An 18,104-nucleotide genomic window follows, 5' to 3' on the forward strand; every position below is an offset into this window, starting at 1 on the left:
GGAGGAGAAAAGATGATGTATTTAGACTAGTTGTAGGAACAATGAAAAAGACATTTAAAGGTGCTGTAGGTAACGCTCTTGCTACTGTAGGTACAGGCGCTACTATTACACCTGGTGGAGTTAATCTTCAAATTGGTGCAAACCAAAGCCAAAGCTTAACTCTTGATCTAGATGACATGCGTTCTTCTGCTTCAGGTATTACAGGTACAGCAGGAGCTACAGGATTTACCGCTGCTAATTCTGTTACTGATGGAAAAAGCAATAGAACAACAGAAGCAGCATTGGATGTTACTAGTGCTTCAACTGCATCTGCTGCTATTACCAAAATTCAAATTGCAATAGAAAAAGTATCTGCAGAGCGTTTAAAAATTGGTGTTATACTAACCGTTTATAGCACACTATTAACAACTTAGGTAAATCTTCTGAAAACTTAACAGCTGCTGAATCTCGTGTACGTGACGTAGATATGGCGAAAGAAATGATGACTGAAACTAAGACCCCTATTCTTTCTCAAGCAGCACAAGCTATGCTGGCTCAAGCGAACCAACAGCCACAAGGGGTTCTACAATTTCTTCGTTAATCATAATTATCAATAAGGGACGGATCGTCTTTTATAGACATCCATCCTTTTTTCTTTTCTACCTTTCCAGATAAAATCCTATAAATAGTTAAATATATTCGTAGTTGTTCCGATATTAGTAGTGATGTTATTAATATGTATTTGCGGAGGTTTCCCATGATCGAAAGAACACTTAATCTTTCACCTGCTGCATCAAGATATACAACAATTGCATCTAACACCCAAAATGAAAATATAGCAGAATTAGAAATTGAATATAAACCTAAGAATGTTGATGATACGATTCAGCCTAATCCAACAAAAGAAAAAGTCAATGAAATGGTTGAGAGCTTGAACAAATTTCTCAACCCAACCCAAACTGCGCTAAAGTTTGAATTTCACGAGAAACTACACGAGTATTACGTAACGATTGTAGATAGTAATACGAATGAATTAATAAAAGAGATTCCGCCAAAAAAAATGCTGGATTTATATGCTCAGATGACTGAGTTTTTAGGTATTATGGTGGACAAGAAAATATAGTGGTGGTGGTACTTCATGGTTAGGATCAGCGGTCTTGCAAGTGGAATGGATATCGATACGATGGTTAAGGATTTAATGAAGGCTGAACGTCTGCCGATGGATAAGATGAAGCAGAAAAAGCAGGTTCTTGAATGGCAAAAAGAAGATTGCCGTTCAATGAATACTCTTCTATATGACTTCCGAAACCAGCTCTTCAATATGAAACTATCTTCCTCCTATCGTGCCAAAGAAACGTCCAGCTCGACTGAATCAAAGGTAACTGCCACGGCGAGTGCGAGTGCTTCAAACGGCAGCTATACTATTTCCAAGGTAACTCAGCTGGCGGAAGCAGCTACAAAGGCAAGTGTCTCCGGGATATCGGCTGGGAGTGGGAAGGTGGATCTGACAAAAAGTCTTAATCAGGCTGCAGGACAATTTGCAGCAGGGGCGGATTTTGACTGGAAGTACGGAAGTGTTGAGTATCAAAAAATCGCAGTCCCTGAAAGTGGAAAGACGTTTAAATTAAATCTTCCAGAGACTGTCTCTCTAAAAAACATCACAACAGACTCTGTAGTACAAGTAGATGGTAAAGCATACAAAGTTGTATCCGGAAAACCTGCCGATGATAATCAGGTCGGGTTGGATGAAAGTGGAAATTTAATGTTTTTAAACGATATAAATAAAGGCAGCACTATTGATGTAGATTATTATACCCATTTTAAAGTAGATGAATTGACACTTAGCAAAGATGCTAAAGAGTTTCAGTTATCAAAGGCTGCGATTAATGCAAGCTCGTTAAACATTAAAGTCGGCACATCATTAACTTTAAAAGCTATTATTAGCGGAACAACTGGAAAGGTAGACTTAGTGGACGAGGCGGATGGGAAGACTGTAAAGGGGTCAATCGATCTTGATACGGGGAAGGTCACATTAAATGATGCATTTTCCGAAGAAACAAAAATAACAGCATCTTATCAGCAAAAGTATTTTACATTTGGTATCACATCACATACTTCCCAAGGAATCGTTACGGAAAAGTTTGGTGTTCAAGGATCTGAAAGCTTGAACAATGTGATCAGCAGGGTAAATAGTTCCACTGCAGGCGTGACTATGTTTTACGATACGGCGAGTGATAAAATGTCCATGACCCGTAAAGAAACCGGAAATTTTAATGGTGAGGAAACAGACCCAGAAATAGTTACAGATGGAGGCTTTATCAACGATGTATTAAAGTTTTCCACGGCAGTAGAAAAAGGCGGGAAAAACGCCGTTTTCATGCTGAATGGTCTAGAAACGAATAGGAGTTCTAACTCTTTTGAAGTAAATGGTGTAACATTCACTCTTAAACAAACTTTTGATGACACGGTCTCCATATCTACCAAAAATGATAGCCAAAAGATCTATGATAATATAAAAGGCCTTGTCGATAAGTACAATGAGCTGATTGGAAAGATTTCTTCAAAGATTTCACAAGAAAGATATCGGGACTTCCAGCCTTTATCGGATGAGGAAAGAGAATCTCTTACTGATAAGCAACAGGAACAGTGGGAGGAAAAAGCTAAAAGCGGGTTAATTAAGAGAGATCCTATCTTAAGTGATGTGTTAAACAAAATGCGGATCGACCTTTCTACACCCGTCAACTCAGCAGCTAACTCCTTATACAAGCAGCTAAGTAATCTAGGAATTAAAACCACCTCCAACTACTTAGAGGGCGGTAAGCTTGAAATTGACGAGGCAAAGTTAAAAAAAGCTATTGGGGAAGATCCAGAAGGCGTTGAAGCCTTATTTACAGCAAACGGCACGACATCTTCACAAAGAGGTATTGTTCAGCGCTTGTATGATTCCGTCGATCAAGCTTGGAATAAAGTGAAGATAAAAGCAGGGACCGCCTTATCAGTAAATTCCCAGTTTACAATTGGCCGGGATCTCAATAGCTTAGATACAAGGATTAATTCTTTTGAAGACCGTCTTGTCCAAGCCGAAGACCGCTACTACCGCCAATTCACAGCAATGGAAAAAGCAATACAAAAATCCAATTCTCAATCCACCTACCTCATGCAGCAATTCGGCGGAGGCTACTAAGAAAGGATGACATTTTAATGGCAGTGCATAATCCATATCAGGCCTATCAAAACAATAGTGTAAATACGGCATCCCCTGGGGAACTTACTTTAATGCTATACAACGGGTGCATTAAATTTATTCACCAGGCTAAAACGGCTGTTGAACAGAAGCAAATAGAAGCAAAGAATACTAACATCCAAAAGGCTCAAAAGATCATTCAGGAGCTGATGGTCACTTTAAACATGGACTTGGAAGTTTCCAAGAATATGATGTCCCTCTATGATTATATGAACCGCCGTCTCATGGAGGCTAATATTAATAATGATCTTGCTATCCTTGAAGAAGTGGAAGGCTTGGTCACCGAGTTTCGCGATACGTGGAAACAGGTGATCCAGACTAACCGCCAAAAGCAATTTGTTCAAGGTGGCTCCATTTAATGAACCGTCTGCTGCCTTACCGCTCTCTTTCCCTGCAGCTTATTGAGTTGATTAATACTTCTAGCGAAGAAAAACGGGATGAACAGATTCAAGAAATAGAGAGAATTCTTGAAGAGCGTCAAGCTGTATTGGCTAACGCCATACCTCCTTTTTCGGATGAGGAAAAGACTACAGGCTTATTGCTGCTGGGTCTGGAAAAACAGGTAACCGAAAAGCTTTCTACCATAAAACGGGATATCCAAAAAGATATCAAACAACTCCAATCCAAAAAACAAGGGAATCAAGCATATGTTAATCCCTATCAGTCTCTTGCAACAGATGGATATTTTTATGATAAGCGTAAATAATGACCAGCCCATACTTCTATGGGCTTATTTTTTTACAAAAAAATCTAAATAAGTGGGTATTTTTACCGATATATATATTCGAAACAAGGAAAAAAGGGGGATTTTATGAGTAAATTTAAATTTTTGGCCAGCTTTTTTATCATTATTATCGTACTGGCCAACACAATGGGCAGTCATTCTCCTTTTAAAGAAGAAAAGGTAGAGGCAGCAGCGAAACAAACGATTTCACAATTTAGGATTACAGTCTTAGACGGTGACTGGCTGGACAGTTCGAAAAAGCCGGCAGGCATGTCTGGCCTAACTGTGAAGACGCTGGATCAAGGCGGCAATGTTTATGATGCTGGTGTTGTGTATGAGGGTAACGGAGTATACACATCCTCATCAAATTTAGTTCCTGGTACATATAAGGTTCAGTTTACAGGTGGGAAAAATACAGTGGCAGCTCCTGTGACTGTAAAAACTGGCAATGCACCAACATCGCTTACCGTAAAATTTTATTCCGATTCCTTTGATGCCACTAAGACTGGTGCAATTAAAGATATCGTCCGTTCACAATACGGCGATCCGCTTCCGGAGGTAACGGTCAGAGCCATTTCTCCCAAACTTACATATGAAACGATCACAGATGCTAAGGGGCAGTTTACTTTGCTGGTTCCCCCGGGAGCATATGATTTAATTATTGTTGGAAAAGAACAAAACGCAAATCAAGATAGAAAGAAAAATACAGTATATAAGAAGATTTCTGTAGTAAAAGGGCAGGCTTCTTCACCTATTGAGGAATTAGTAGGAGATCTTGCTTGGACTTCAGGAGATAATACACAAGGGCTTGAGGTTGAGGAACCAATAGCTGGGGATACCGTAATTAAGGGTGTTACACTTTCTCAAAATGCGGTAATCAATGTTTATGAAGAGCGGCCGGAAGGAAAAGTTTATATAGCGTCTGGAAAAACAACGGCCAGCAAACAGAGCAGTGCAGCAAGCTTTAATGTTAAACTTCCACGCAGCTTCCCAGGAAGCACTCTAGTGGTTGAGGTTGTAGATGAAGCACAAAATGCTTATAGCACTGAAGTATCATTTGATATGGCAGTGATAAACTTTGCTGCGGACGATACAGACAATACAATTGGTAAAGCCCTAGATTTAACTTTTGATGATAAAACCAATACAGTAGCTTCAACACCTTACTTAAAGGTCTGGTTTAATAAAGAAGGAGAAAGTGAAAGGCTGTTAGTAAAAACAACAGATCCTAAAGCACCGGCTGACTACACGGTTGCAAAAGGAAAATTGACCATTTCGCCTCAGCTATTTATGAAGAGCGGATATTACGAAGGATCTTATGAGTTCAAGATTGAAGTAAAAGGATATGATGTAAATCCAGAGCCTCTTACTCAGGAAATAAAGAGCTCCGTTCTTGCGGCTTCTTCTATTGCAGGAGCTAAACTTGAGAAGGGAAATACGGCTGGAGAAGTCAAAATCACAGGAGCCTCCCTTCAAGCTGGAAACCATTCTGAGTATGAAATTGTTGAAGCAAATTCAGCAGAGGTACTCCCTAAATACGGAGAAGTTGTGCCAGTCAAGTCGGGCTTACAAAGTTATAACTTAGGTGCTGAAATCAGCGGTATAACACCGATAAAGAATACAATCGTTATATACGAATTGAATAGTGACAGAAGACTTGTGAAGGTATCTGTCTTGAAAGCAACTTCTTCTGTTATATCACTTACAGGAGTTTCAAGCAGTAAACCGGTTGCTGGTTCTGCCCAGGATACAGTAAACTTTACTGTAACACCTCCTGCTTCAGGAAAAATTAAGTATTTAGAATCCTATAAAAAGCCATCTACTCCTATCTGGGGCTCTAATGTCTCAGCGAATGCAAAGGAGTTTACAGGACAAGAAATAACAGTTGTCTATCCGCAAAAATTCCTTGCTTTGTATCAAGTAGATGAACAGGATCATATTGTCGGATTTGGTGTAGTTGATATCGGTTCAGTTGTTGATTACTCAACTCCTGAGGTCCCTTACGGTATAGAGCAAGGCAGTAAAGTAGGAAAAACGAAAGTTACTTTTAAAGAAAAACCTATTAGCGGTAACACTTTTAAGTACAAGATAGCAACAACCATACCAAATTCAGAAGTGAAACAGTCTGTACCTGGTTTGAAAAGTATAAGTTCAGTTTCTGAGATAGCAGCTACTGAGAATTATTGGCTCGGGCTTTACGAAGTTGACTCGCAGGGCAAAGTAGTTAAGTTCAGTAGAGTTCAGCTGACTTCCGATTTAATTAAAAAGTAAACAGGGACGGCCATCTGATTTTTCAGGTGGCCGTTCTTAAAACTAAAGGAAATCAATAACTGATGTATATATATAAATTATTTCTTTAAGGTATTTTTTAAGTTCACCAGAATTATAATGTAGATAACCCCTTTGTAAATGGCTAACCGCACCAAGTTTAAAAATTCGACATAATTCTTTTCACGTTTATGAAGGAATTGTAAAGGGTACCGTTGAATGTATAGTACATACCTTATTTAAAGGAGGAATTCATCGATGAATTATAACGTTCGTGGTGAAAACATTGAAGTAACTCAAGCTTTGCGTGACTATGTAGAGAAAAAGATTGGCAAGTTAGAGAGATATTTTAATGATACTCCCGATGCAAATGTGCATGTTAATTTAAAGGTTTATAACGATAAATCTACCAAAGTTGAGGTAACTATACCGATGTCGGATCTCGTGCTTCGTGCAGAAGAATCTAATAATGACATGTATGCTGCCATCGACTTGATTACTGATAAATTAGAACGGCAGATCCGTAAACATAAAACGAAGGTCAATCGTAAATTTCGTGAAAAGGGAAGTGTCCAGGGGTTATTTACTAACGGCTCTAGTGAAGCTGAAGCAAGTGCAACGCTTGTTGATGTTGAGGAAGAAAATGATTTGGAGGTTGTCCGTAATAAGCGCTTTGATTTAAAGCCGATGGATAGTGAAGAGGCTATTCTCCAAATGAACATGCTGGGACATAGTTTTTTCGTATTTACGAATGCTGAGACCAATTTGACGAATGTAGTGTATAAGCGTAATGATGGACGATACGGGCTAATTGAGCCCAGTTAAATAGAATAATAAAAAATGCCTGATTCCCTTTTAGCGGAGTCAGGCATTTTTATTGGATTCTTTTTGCCTCAATGATGTACCGTTCTGGTGCATTTTCCACAAAGTAGAAAGGGTAGTATGTGGAGAGGGTGAGTATTTCTTTAGGAGCAGTGTTACGGATAACAGTGGTGTTGTCTTTGTCCACTATGTAAAGTTTGTAAATTTCATAACGATAGGTTTCTGACGGCATTTTAATTTCTAAAATGTCTCCTTTCTTTAAATCTCCTAACTTGCGAAAAACAGTGTCACGATGACCAGAAAGGAGAATCTGATTTTCTTGGTCAGGCAGCGCAGATTTACTGTAGTGGCCGACCCCTTTAGCAAGGTCATCTTCATGTGTTCCTTCGATTATTGGGAGTTCTGATTTTAATACAGGGATTGTTAGTATTCCAATAATGTCACCTGTTTGGAAGGAGTTAATTGTTTTAGTTTGCTCTGTTTTTATTTCCTTTTTGGTTTTATCCTTTGAAGACGGTGAATTTACAATTTTATTAGCATTTTTAAGTGCTTGATCCTGTAGGTGACTTTGATTGCTTATTTGAAATAAGGAATGGACGATAAATCCAAATCCAGCTAACATAATGATTATTCCGATCCAGAAAACCTTACTCTTCCGCTTCATTAATTCGTACCTTCTTATAAATATTGAATTCCAGCCACAATCTAAATTCCTCCTTACTCACACCTTGCTGCTTTGCTTGAATGATAAGATTGGCCCAATCTTCATCAAGAGTAATATCACTCATACCATCTCCCATTAAATCGTCCATACTGCAGTCAAGAACCTGGGCAAGCTTCGTAAGAATGTTTATTGAAGGGTTCTGCTGCAGTCCTCTTTCTATATAACTTAAATACGACTTAGAAATACCCGATCGGTCCGCAAGCTGGCTTATTGAGTATCCCTTCCTAATCCGCATCCTCCGAAAAGCTTCACCATCCATAGTTATAAATCCCCTTGTACTATAATTGTAAATTCATTATATAGAACAATAAGTTCTTTAAAAAATAAGGAATGCTGAGTTAACATGAGAAAAAATAAGATAATTAATAGAAAATGTTCGTTTTTAAGAAAATTTAGCTTATTTTAAGTTTTTTCATTACCGAGACTTATCAATTATACTAAAGTTGTTAGTTCTTTAAAACGAACAAAATAAAAGCATCTTAATAGAGAAGTAGGTAGTTACTTTATTTGGTTAAGGTGTAGAGAGATAGACAATAAGTCATCAATTTCTAGCTGTGGAGGTAAACATCCCATTCTATATTAGATAAAAAAGTTGAAGTGAGGTTATGCCATGTATCAAAAGAAACTTTTGGCAAAGCCTGTAGTAATAATAATGATTATATTTGTGCTTTATAGTTTCTTAGCGCCAAAAGGAGTTAACGCAGCGAACAATGAAATCAATATTACCACAGATCCTCAGAAATCCTTGTTTCAGGTAGTTGAAGCAGCTCCAGGTGATGTGTTATCCAAAGAGATTACGATTTGGAATTCGGGAACCAAAAATTTTCAATACACATTCGTCACTGGAATCCACAAATCATATATAGATTTATATGAAAATTTGACTCTGAAAATCGAGCAAAGTAGTAATCTTTTATACTCAGGACTATTAAAGAGTTTTACTGGGATTCCCCCCAGGTACTTGGAAACTTGAAAATCTGAGAAGCTGAGAAGCTATTGTGTTTACAGTGACCATACCTTTGGAGTTAGGTAACGAATTTCAGGGTTCATCCGCTGAAGTAGAGTTTAAGTTTGTAGCATCGAGTATGGATGCACCACCTACCACCTGTGAAGAAACCAACACATGTCCAGAATTGCCAAGCTGTGAAGAAACTAACGCGTGTCCAGAACTACTAAGCTGTGAAGAAACCAACACATGTCCAGAGCCGGAACCAAATCCTGAACCAACACCAGCGCCTGATCCGGAACCAAACCCAGTCCCAAATCCCACAGTATCACCGACTGATTCTAATCCAACACCAAGTACCACCAGCAGGAATGACGACAACAAGCTCCCAGACACAGCAACGGACAATTATAATTACCTGTTAGTTGGTGTCTTTTTAACGTTATCTGGAGGATCAATTTTGTTTGTAAATAACCGCAGGAAAAAAGAAGAGGATGAATAAACTTTAGGGGGAAACCAAGGTGTTCCGTAAAAATTGTTATAAATGTCACAGACCTTCTTTTAGCAGTTCGGAATTGGGCCAATGGACGTGTCCAGTTTGCGGGGAAGATCTAACGGGTCAGAGGTTGTTTAATGCAATGACAATGGAAAAGGTGGGAAGGCGATCCGCAAGGTTTCCCGAACCTAAAGTATACTCGAAAAAAAGGTGAATACTTTTTCCATAAATTTTTTACAATTACGACTAATATAGACAAATATTTTGAAGGATTCATACTGCAAAGTAGATTTTTTTACAAAAATTGGCTGAAAAATGCGATTTCCTGAAGATAAAAAGACTGAAAATTTAGTTTTCAACTGACATAAAGCAACAAAGTAATTCGGTTGCTTTGTTTATAATCAAATTTGTGAGATAAGCACTACAGAAAAAGGCAAACCATGCTGAAAGGCAGGGACGCAAAGTCACAGGTCTACGGTAATAGATACTATGGCGGCTGGGCTGCCTGAAATACATAAGGTATTTTAGGAGGGTAATGAGATTGGTAATAACTGTACCTGAGTTGGATCAAGAGTGGGTTGAATTGCTGCTTCAAGCAAAAAAGATGGGAATGAAATTGGACGAAGTCAGAGAATTTTTGCAGAGTGCTCAGGGACAGATAGAAGCCGTGTAACCTGAATGGGGAATTAAGATAAAGGTAAAAACCTACCCTTAAAAAGTGAGCTTGCCTGACAGGCTTTCTTTTTAAGGGCTTTATTTTTTAAAAAGGGTCTGTTTAACCAATTACATCGATACTGGATAATCATAACAGTAAGTAAATTAAGATGAAATTTTCTGTAACCATCGATTTAACGTATGATAAGCTGAATTTATTAAACTATGAATTATTATGTATGGAGGTTTTGATGACTACCTTAAAGGATTTAGTTTTATTAAGCCCTTTTAATGAAGTTTGGGAGAAAATCGTTTTGCATTATTCAAATAGAATAGAACGCAAAATAGAGTATATTCAGGCAGATTTTAGAGAGTTATATAAAAAACTGCATTATGCTGGTCTTAAAGAAAATCATTCTAATATGTTTATCTACATAGATGCGTTTGAGACAGATGAAAATGATGAACCAGTTTGGATAAAATCTTTCGATGAAAATAATAAGGACCTTTATTTTGATGTTTCTGGAAGAGACGATGAGCATATTGGATATTCTCTAGTCGGTTATAATTTTAATGAATGGTTAAATTTTTATATCGACTCAGACACTTTACACTCAATGAGTGCTGAAAGTCTTCTGGCCCATTGTTTGTGGGAAATGACGTTTGGTGGTTACGACAAGTTCGATAATGAATAAATTGATTGTTTAAATGAGAGGTCAGAAAAAGGACTCCCAATTGGGGTCCTTTTCTTTGTCATAATCAACAATAATATTGAACAGAGCCTTTTAACCAAAAGAAAAAACAAGGTACCCACAGCACCTTGTTTGGTTTATTCTTTATTGATTCTCCATTTATTGAATTCGATAAATTCACGAAACTGATCCTTTGATACTCCTGAATTCATAGCTTCCTGGACCAGTTTCATCCAATCAGCGTCCAGGCTGTCTTTCTTCGGCTGGTCATATAAAAGAGAATCCAGCGGCACTTCCAGCACCACCGCAATTTTCTCAATGAATTGGATAGAAGGATTGGATTGTAAATTGCGTTCTAAAGCACTGAGATAAGATTTCGCCACGCCCGCTTTCTCAGCAAGCTCTGACATAGACATTTTCTTTTCTTTTCTTATATTTTTTACTCGATCACCGATCATCATGAATATCACATCCCGCAGGCTTTAATATGTATGGTATCAACTGTATCTTAATGAAAACTTAACAAATGTACTTTATACTGAACTCTATATTAACTTACTATAATTTCTGTCATTTTTATAGTGCTTTTCTTACTTTTTTATCCGGAAAAAGTCCTTAATGGCAGGTTATTTGGCTCTGGTTGTACCGGTGGACAAGAAGTGGTAAAATTATATCTAGTACTTTTAAATATTCAGTAGAGGAATTTCGGCTTTTTTGGTGAATTTCTTCCTAATAAATATATTCCATTATTATATTCATCAAGAGTGCCCGCTACGCAGTTGGGCTCACTTACTTTTATAAAAGAGGAGCGCTTATCATGCTGGGGATTTTGAATAAAGTTTTTGACCAGAATAAACGCGAAATAAAACGCCTTGAGAGACAGGCCGATCAAATAGAAGCTTTAGCATCAGATATGGAACGTTTGTCAGATGATGAATTAAGAGCAAAAACTGAGGAATTTAAGGAGCGCTATCAAAAAGGCGAGAAGCTGAACAGCATTCTGCCTGAAGCATTCGCGGTTGTCCGTGAAGGTTCGCGCCGTGTGCTAGGTATGTATCCTTTCCGTGTGCAGTTAATGGGCGGTATTTCCCTTCATGACGGAAATATTTCTGAAATGAAAACCGGGGAAGGTAAAACCTTGACTTCCACGATGCCGGTTTATTTAAATGCGATTACGGGCAAGGGTGTTCACGTTGTTACGGTAAACGAATACCTGGCAAGCCGTGATGCTTCAGAAATGGGCAAACTGTATCATTTTCTTGGGTTGACTGTCGGCCTTAACTTGAACAGCATGACAAAGGAAGAAAAGCAGGAAGCATATGCTGCTGATATTACGTACAGCACCAACAATGAGCTCGGGTTTGATTATCTTCGTGATAACATGGTTCTTTACAGCGAACAAAAGGTTCAGCGTCCGCTTTATTACGCCGTAATCGATGAAGTTGACTCGATCTTAATTGATGAAGCTCGTACACCTCTGATCATTTCCGGCACTGCCGAGAAATCGAATGTGCTTTATATCCAGGCGAATGCGTTCGTTCGTACCCTTAAAAAAGATGTTGATTATACGTACGATGAGAAAACAAAAGGTGTTCAGCTGACAGAAGAAGGTATCTCTAAATCTGAACGTGCTTTCGGCATCGATAACTTATTTGATATTTCACATGTTACGCTTAACCATCATATCAACCAGGCCCTAAAGGCTCATACAAGCATGCAGCTTGATGTGGATTATGTAGTACAGGACGATGAAATCGTCATCGTTGACCAATTTACCGGCCGTCTTATGAAGGGACGCCGCTACAGCGACGGACTGCATCAGGCGATTGAAGCTAAAGAGGGCGTTGAAATCCAAAACGAGAGCATGACGCTCGCGACGATTACGTTCCAGAACTATTTCCGTATGTATGAAAAGCTTTCCGGGATGACTGGTACAGCTAAAACGGAAGAAGAGGAATTCCGCAATATCTATAATATGTATGTTATTGTGATTCCGACGAATAGAGAAATCGTCCGTGATGACCGTCCGGATTTGATTTATGCTTCGATGGAAGGGAAGTTCAATGCAGTCGTTGAGGAAATTGCTGAACGCTATTCTAAAGGACAGCCTGTTCTTGTTGGTACCGTGGCAATAGAAACATCTGAACTGATTTCACATCTGTTAACACGAAAAGGCGTTAAACATGATGTATTGAACGCGAAGAATCACGAACGTGAGGCTGAAATTATCGCTCACGCCGGCGAACAGGGCTCTGTTACGATTGCGACCAACATGGCTGGCCGCGGAACAGACATTAAGCTTGGCGAAGGCGTGAAGGAGCTGGGCGGGCTTGCCGTAATCGGTACTGAACGCCATGAGAGCAGACGTATCGATAACCAGCTTCGCGGACGTTCCGGACGTCAGGGAGACCCGGGTGTCACTCAGTTCTATCTTTCTATGGAAGATGAATTGATGCGCCGCTTCGGCTCCGATAACATGAAGAACTTGATGGCCCGCCTTGGAATGGACGATTCTCAGCCAATCCAGAGTAAAATGGTCACAAGAGCGGTTGAATCTGCGCAAAAACGTGTTGAGGGCAATAACTTTGATGCCCGTAAACAGCTTCTGCAATATGATGATGTGCTTCGCCAGCAGCGTGAAATCATTTATGCGCAGCGTAACGAAGTGCTTGACAGTGAAAACCTTCGCAGCATTGTTGAAAAAATGATCAGTACTTCTCTTTCCAGAAACTTTGAAGCTTTTGTTTCTCCTCATGAAGACGAAGAGGACTGGAACTTCACCGGCCTGATTGATTATATTCACGGAAACCTTCTTCCTGAAGGCGATCTAACGGAAGATGATCTAAAAGGCAAAGATCCAGAAGAGATGGTTGAATTCATTCTTGGAAAAATTAAAAACCGATACGATGAAAAAGAAGAGCAGCTTACTGAAGAACAGATGCGGGAGTTTGAGAAGGTCATCGTTCTTCGTGCGGTTGACAGCAAATGGATGGATCACATTGACACCATGGATCAGCTCCGCCAGGGTATCCACCTTCGTGCTTACGGGCAGATCGATCCGCTCCGTGAATATCAAGAAGAAGGACTGGCTCTGTTTGACGGCATGATTGCTGCCATTGAAGATGATGTTGCTAAATATATTATGAAAGCTGAGATCCGCAACAATCTTGAGCGCCAGGAAGTGGCGCAGGGACAAGCTGTGAATCCTAAGGATGACGGCGAAGCGGTGAAGAAGAAGCCTGCACGAAAAAAAGCCGAAGTTGGACGCAATGATCCTTGTCCATGCGGCAGCGGCAAAAAGTTTAAAAACTGCCACGGACAATTGCAATAACCTCTGTGTTTAGAGAAAGGACGGTAAGCTCAAGGGTTTACCGCCTTTTTCCTGTTTGAAACAAATGTTTATTGGCGGTATAATAGATTGTTACTGTCAGATTGAATGTATTCACATAAATGTATAGATATATAAAATTTTTAAAAGAGGTGTTCGAGCATGGAATTATCAGAAATTCGTAACGAGCTTGAGAAAACAGCTAAGAAATTAGCGGACTTTAGGGGGTCTCTTTGACTTAGAAGAGAAGGAAGCCCGTATTGCCCAGCTGGAAAATGAAATGTCCCATCCGGACTTCTGGAACGACCAGACTAAAGCGCAGGTTGTCATCAATGAATTAAACGGGATTAAGGATGCTGCTAATCAGTTTAAAGCCATGTTTGAGAACTATGAGAATCTAGATTTAACCTTTGAATTAGTTAAAGAGGAAAATGATGCAGAGCTTCAGGCTGAGCTTGAGTCAGAATTGATGGACCTTACTGAACAATTAAATCAGTATGAGCTTCAGCTTTTGCTTAGTGAAGAATATGATAAAAACAATGCGATTCTAGAGCTTCACCCGGGTGCCGGCGGTACTGAGTCCCAGGACTGGGGTTCATTGCTGCTCCGCATGTACACACGCTGGGCTGAGAAAAAAGGCTTTAAGGTGGAAACGCTGGATTATCTGCCAGGTGATGAAGCAGGGATCAAGAGTGTAACGCTATTGATTAAAGGCCATAATGCTTATGGTTATCTAAAGGCTGAAAAAGGGGTTCACCGCCTCGTTCGTATCTCGCCTTTCGATTCTTCAGGACGCCGTCACACTTCCTTCGTTTCTTGTGAAGTGATGCCGGAATTCAATAATGAAATTGAAATTGAAGTCCGTACAGAAGATCTAAAAATTGATACGTACCGTGCGAGCGGTGCCGGCGGTCAGCATATCAATACGACTGACTCAGCTGTCCGTATTACACACATTCCAACAAATGTTGTGGTTACCTGCCAATCCGAACGTTCACAGATCAAAAACCGTGAACAGGCGATGAAAATGCTGAAAGCGAAACTTTACCAAAGAGAAATCGAACAGCAGCAGGCGGAATTAGATGAAATCCGCGGCGAGCAAAAAGAAATCGGCTGGGGAAGCCAAATCCGCTCCTACGTATTCCATCCGTATTCAATGGTCAAAGACCACCGTACAGGCAACGAATCCGGAAACATCCAGGGTGTTATGGATGGAGACCTTGATTCGTTTATCGATGCGTATTTGCGTTCTAAATTAGCATAACATTATACGAAGAAACGGGGCTGCATTCTCCGTTTCTTTTTTTATGTAAAAAATTCTTATTCCCAACATACCCTTGTAAAACCTGTAATAAAAGTTTGGTGCACCTATTTTGGAAAAGCTTATATCGGGATATAGGGGAAATGGGTACTGTCCCCCAATCCTAGTTTTTTGCCTTGGGAAATAAGGACTGCCCCTGGCCGGTATTCAGTGCTCGCAATGGGTTAGCTCCTCGGAAATGGGCACAATCCCCAAATTTTTGCCGGGAAATAGGGACAGTCCCCGTAAGGCCATGGTATACTCTATTTTGTTGTGCGCGTTTGTATGTTTCGGCGAATTTAATAGATACTATTTTGTAATAGATGATGGAGGATTATGGATGCGGAAAAGAAGAGGTATGGCCTATTCACACCCGGTTGCAAATAAGCTGCTTGAGATTGGCTATGTTCTTTTGGGCTCGGCAATTGTGGCAGTGTCTTTTAATGTGTTTTTGCTGCCTAATAAGATCGCCTCTGGCGGCGTGAGCGGGATCAGTACGATTCTGCATGCGCTTGTCGGCTGGCAGCCTGCTTATGTTCAGTGGGCATTCAATGTGCCTCTTTTCATTGCGGGACTCGTCTTTCTCGGTGCACAGTTCGGTGCCAAGACACTGCTTGGAACGGTATTCCTGCCCTTTATTGTATTCCTGACGAGCCATTGGGAACCGTGGACAAATGATCCGCTGCTCGGTGCGCTTTTTGGCGGAATCGGTGTAGGCCTTGGGCTTGGGGTGGTGTTTAGGGGCAGAGCTTCGACAGGAGGAACGGATCTGGCAGCTCAGATCATTAATAAATACACTGGCCTCTCGCTTGGGACCTGTGTGGCGATTATTGATGGTTTAATCGTCCTGTCAGCTGCGATTTTCTTTGATATCGAGCTTGGGCTTTATGCGTTAATCGGTTTGTACGTCACCAGCAAGACGATTGACCTTGTGCAGGTGGGAATTGGCCGCTCGAAAATGGCCATGGTGATTACTGCCCATGAAGCAGAAGTCAGGAACGGCATCATTCATGAGATAGACCGCGGCGTGACGAAGCTGTCAGGCATGGGCGGATATACAGATGATGAACGCCCTGTGCTGATGTGTGTGGTGGATCAGACAGAATTCATAAAGTTGAAACAACTCGTGAAAAGCATTGACCCTAATGCGTTTGTGGTCGTTATGGACGCTTCAGAAGTGCTCGGAGAGGGTTTCAAACGAGTTTGATACAGGTATAATGGGAAATGGAATAACTCTTTCAAGATGGCCAAAATACTTCCGGTGTTTTGGCCTTTATTTCAATGAGAGGCTGAACGACTTAAGGAGGTATGGATATGAAAAGAAAATTTGCAATGCTTCTGCTTGGAACTTCCCTAGCATTGGCAGCGTGTGGAAATGATAATAGCGGCGAAAAAGATTCAAAAGATGCTGGTTCAGTGGCAAGTTCAGGAGAAAAGCTGTATCAGAAGAACTGTTCAAGCTGTCACGGCGGTAACCTTGAAGGCGGCTTCGGACCGAAGCTGACAAATGTAGGAGCTACATATTCAGAGGATGAGATCGGTAATATCATTAAAAACGGTAAAGGCCAAATGCCGCCGAATATTGTTAAAGGTGACGATGCCAAAGCGGTTGCGGACTGGTTGGCCGGGAAAAAGTAAGTACATATGGGAGGCGGTGCATTTCTCTTTGGGGTGCGCTGCTTTTTTGAATACTGCACCCATATGCTCATCCTCCTAAATTGCTGAAATCTTCATAAGGTTTGATATGCCCCATAAAAGTCCGGTTACCCCTCTTATTTTTTGATTTACCCCTCATAAATTTCGATATACCCCTCTTAAAAACCAGTTTACCCCTCATAAACCTCCCCCGGCCCTAAAAATTCAAGCCAGCAAGCATTCACCTAGCATTTAAACTGCTGCAGCTGCCAATCTTAAACCGCCTACATCATAAAAATTCTAAAAAAGTAAACATTATAGTTTCATATAAAGGGTCAAGGGTATATTCAATCTGTAGGGTGCGCACCCGGAATAAAATAGGGCATAGGAGGTTTTTTTAATGTTTTCTCATATAAAAGAACTACAATTTGAAGCGAAGCCAGATAGACCGGATCCGTTATTTGCGAAGAAGCTCCAGGAATTAATCGGCGGTCAGTTTGGTGAGATGTCAGTGGCTATGCAATACTTATTCCAGGGCTGGAGCGTCCGCGGAAATCAAAAATATAAAGACTTGCTTTTAGACATAGGAACAGAGGAAATTGGACATATTGAGATGCTTGCTACCATGGTTTCAAGACTGCTTGATGGCGCACCGGTAAGCGCTCAGGAAGAAGCGGCGAAGGATCCAATTATTGCTGCTGCTATGGGCGGCATGAATCCGCAGCATGCGATTGTGTCAGGACTTGGGGCACGTCCGGCTGACAGCGTCGGCAATCCATGGATGGGCAGCTATATTATTTCCAGCGGGAACCTTCTGGCTGACTTCCGCTCAAACTTAAACGCTGAATCTCAGGGACGTCTGCAGGCTGTCCGTCTCTATGAAATGAGTGAGGACAGAGGCGTGAAAGATTTGCTTTCTGTGCTGATTGCCCGTGATTCTTATCACCAGAACCAGTGGGCTGCAGCCATCGCTGAGCTTGAAGAAGCGGAAGGATTCCTGGTTCCGAGCACCTTCCCTCGTGAAAAAGAAAGATTGGACGTGGCATACACGCTATATAATTTCTCTGAAGGTGAAGAAGCAGCAGCGGGCCGCTGGGCACAGGGGCCAAGCATCGACGGCCATGCGGAGTTTAACTATGAATCTACTCCAAAGGCAGAAGGAGCAAAGCCGGTGCTTAAACCAGCACCGCCTAACCTTCATAATACACTGCCAATGGACAATATACCTAAATAATTGGTACAAGCAGAATCCTGCCAGGGATTCTGCTTTTTAGTCTTTTATTCCTATTGTT

21 protein-coding genes and 1 riboswitch are annotated in these 18,104 nt (G+C 40.7%); of the genes, 17 read left to right on the forward strand and 4 right to left on the reverse strand.

The genetic code is table 11. The features are described from left to right. Positions 1-41: 41 nt before the first annotated feature. The 8 genes from CUU66_RS25325 to hpf all read left to right on the forward strand — a co-directional run bounded on the left by CUU66_RS25325 (position 42) and on the right by hpf (position 7,040). Positions 42-413, forward strand: coding sequence for a hypothetical protein (locus tag CUU66_RS25325; protein WP_374702967.1), 372 nt, complete (start codon positions 42-44; stop codon positions 411-413). Next, positions 401-580 (forward strand): flagellin, encoded by a 180-nt coding sequence (locus tag CUU66_RS25330; RefSeq protein ID WP_374702969.1) that lies wholly within the window; start codon positions 401-403, stop codon positions 578-580. The genes CUU66_RS25325 and CUU66_RS25330 overlap by 13 nt, the downstream gene beginning before the upstream one ends. A 156-nt stretch (positions 581-736) precedes the next feature. Continuing rightward, a complete protein-coding gene (gene flaG / locus CUU66_RS04540) occupies positions 737-1,102 on the forward strand; it encodes a flagellar protein FlaG (protein WP_101640485.1) in 366 nt (121 codons plus the stop codon). A 15-nt stretch (positions 1,103-1,117) separates the two neighbouring features. Beyond that, positions 1,118-3,163: a flagellar filament capping protein FliD gene (gene fliD / locus CUU66_RS04545; protein WP_101640486.1), complete on the forward strand. Its 2,046-nt coding sequence runs from the start codon at positions 1,118-1,120 to the stop codon at positions 3,161-3,163. A gap of 17 nt (positions 3,164-3,180) precedes the next feature. Continuing rightward, positions 3,181-3,582, forward strand: a complete 402-nt coding sequence (gene fliS, locus CUU66_RS04550; RefSeq protein WP_101640487.1) for a flagellar export chaperone FliS — start codon at positions 3,181-3,183, stop codon at positions 3,580-3,582. Then, the gene (locus CUU66_RS04555; protein WP_101640488.1) at positions 3,582-3,929 is read left to right on the forward strand and encodes a flagellar protein FliT; all 348 of its coding nucleotides are present in this window, start codon (positions 3,582-3,584) and stop codon (positions 3,927-3,929) included. Before fliS ends, CUU66_RS04555 begins: the two co-directional genes overlap by 1 nt. A gap of 105 nt (positions 3,930-4,034) precedes the next feature. Next, the gene (locus tag CUU66_RS04560; RefSeq protein WP_101640489.1) at positions 4,035-6,218 is read left to right on the forward strand and encodes a hemoblobin-interacting domain-containing protein; all 2,184 of its coding nucleotides are present in this window, start codon (positions 4,035-4,037) and stop codon (positions 6,216-6,218) included. Positions 6,219-6,473: 255 nt separating this feature from the next. Further along, positions 6,474-7,040 carry a ribosome hibernation-promoting factor, HPF/YfiA family gene (gene hpf, locus CUU66_RS04565; RefSeq protein WP_101640490.1) on the forward strand — a complete coding sequence of 189 codons (567 nt, stop codon included), beginning with the start codon at positions 6,474-6,476 and terminating at the stop codon, positions 7,038-7,040. A gap of 49 nt (positions 7,041-7,089) precedes the next feature. On the opposite strand, the gene CUU66_RS04570 is transcribed toward hpf, so the two are convergent. Both CUU66_RS04570 and CUU66_RS04575 read right to left on the reverse strand, forming a co-directional pair. Continuing rightward, the gene (locus CUU66_RS04570; protein ID WP_257967895.1) at positions 7,090-7,659 is read right to left on the reverse strand and encodes a class D sortase; all 570 of its coding nucleotides are present in this window, start codon (positions 7,657-7,659) and stop codon (positions 7,090-7,092) included. 25 nt (positions 7,660-7,684) lie between these two features. Next, entirely contained in the window at positions 7,685-8,020 is a 336-nt protein-coding gene (locus CUU66_RS04575; RefSeq protein WP_101640492.1) for a helix-turn-helix domain-containing protein, read from the reverse strand. 351 nt (positions 8,021-8,371) lie between these two features. Between CUU66_RS04575 and CUU66_RS04580 the strand changes: the two genes are divergently transcribed. Then, entirely contained in the window at positions 8,372-8,734 is a 363-nt protein-coding gene (locus CUU66_RS04580) for a hypothetical protein (protein WP_101640493.1), read from the forward strand. Between the two features lie 66 nt (positions 8,735-8,800). Here CUU66_RS04580 and CUU66_RS24725 read toward each other — a convergent pair whose 3' ends face one another. After that, positions 8,801-9,115 carry a hypothetical protein gene (locus CUU66_RS24725; protein WP_257967896.1) on the reverse strand — a complete coding sequence of 105 codons (315 nt, stop codon included), beginning with the start codon at positions 9,113-9,115 and terminating at the stop codon, positions 8,801-8,803. 10 nt (positions 9,116-9,125) lie between these two features. Between CUU66_RS24725 and CUU66_RS25335 the strand changes: the two genes are divergently transcribed. The 3 genes from CUU66_RS25335 (at position 9,126) to CUU66_RS04595 (ending at position 10,552) form a co-directional block, all read left to right on the forward strand. After that, entirely contained in the window at positions 9,126-9,209 is an 84-nt protein-coding gene (locus CUU66_RS25335; protein ID WP_374702970.1) for a hypothetical protein, read from the forward strand. A 416-nt stretch (positions 9,210-9,625) separates the two neighbouring features. Then, positions 9,626-9,712, forward strand: a riboswitch (cyclic di-GMP riboswitch). 32 nt (positions 9,713-9,744) lie between these two features. Then, entirely contained in the window at positions 9,745-9,876 is a 132-nt protein-coding gene (locus tag CUU66_RS04590) for an anti-repressor SinI family protein (RefSeq protein ID WP_257967897.1), read from the forward strand. 232 nt (positions 9,877-10,108) lie between these two features. After that, positions 10,109-10,552, forward strand: a complete 444-nt coding sequence (locus CUU66_RS04595; protein WP_101640496.1) for a DUF6557 family protein — start codon at positions 10,109-10,111, stop codon at positions 10,550-10,552. Between the two features lie 134 nt (positions 10,553-10,686). On the opposite strand, the gene CUU66_RS04600 is transcribed toward CUU66_RS04595, so the two are convergent. Next, positions 10,687-11,007, reverse strand: a complete 321-nt coding sequence (locus tag CUU66_RS04600; RefSeq protein WP_101640532.1) for a helix-turn-helix domain-containing protein — start codon at positions 11,005-11,007, stop codon at positions 10,687-10,689. 359 nt (positions 11,008-11,366) lie between these two features. Between CUU66_RS04600 and secA the strand changes: the two genes are divergently transcribed. The 5 genes from secA to CUU66_RS04625 all read left to right on the forward strand — a co-directional run bounded on the left by secA (position 11,367) and on the right by CUU66_RS04625 (position 18,046). After that, positions 11,367-13,880, forward strand: coding sequence for a preprotein translocase subunit SecA (secA, locus tag CUU66_RS04605; protein WP_101640497.1), 2,514 nt, complete (start codon positions 11,367-11,369; stop codon positions 13,878-13,880). Positions 13,881-14,039: 159 nt separating this feature from the next. Continuing rightward, positions 14,040-15,141 (forward strand): peptide chain release factor 2 gene (prfB, locus tag CUU66_RS04610; RefSeq protein ID WP_101640498.1). Its coding sequence is split into 2 segments (ribosomal slippage): positions 14,040-14,111 and positions 14,113-15,141, totalling 1,101 coding nucleotides; the frame shifts between segments, so codons are not numbered across the junction. A 376-nt stretch (positions 15,142-15,517) separates the two neighbouring features. Further along, entirely contained in the window at positions 15,518-16,384 is an 867-nt protein-coding gene (locus CUU66_RS04615) for a YitT family protein (RefSeq protein ID WP_101640499.1), read from the forward strand. Positions 16,385-16,491: 107 nt separating this feature from the next. Then, a complete protein-coding gene (gene cccB, locus CUU66_RS04620; RefSeq protein WP_101640500.1) occupies positions 16,492-16,815 on the forward strand; it encodes a cytochrome c551 in 324 nt (107 codons plus the stop codon). A 397-nt stretch (positions 16,816-17,212) separates the two neighbouring features. Continuing rightward, positions 17,213-18,046, forward strand: a complete 834-nt coding sequence (locus CUU66_RS04625; protein ID WP_101640501.1) for a manganese catalase family protein — start codon at positions 17,213-17,215, stop codon at positions 18,044-18,046. The last annotated feature ends 58 nt before the right edge of the window (positions 18,047-18,104 follow it).

This window comes from Peribacillus deserti (assembly GCF_002863585.1).
Lineage (GTDB): Bacteria > Bacillota > Bacilli > Bacillales > DSM-1321 > Paraperibacillus > Paraperibacillus deserti_A.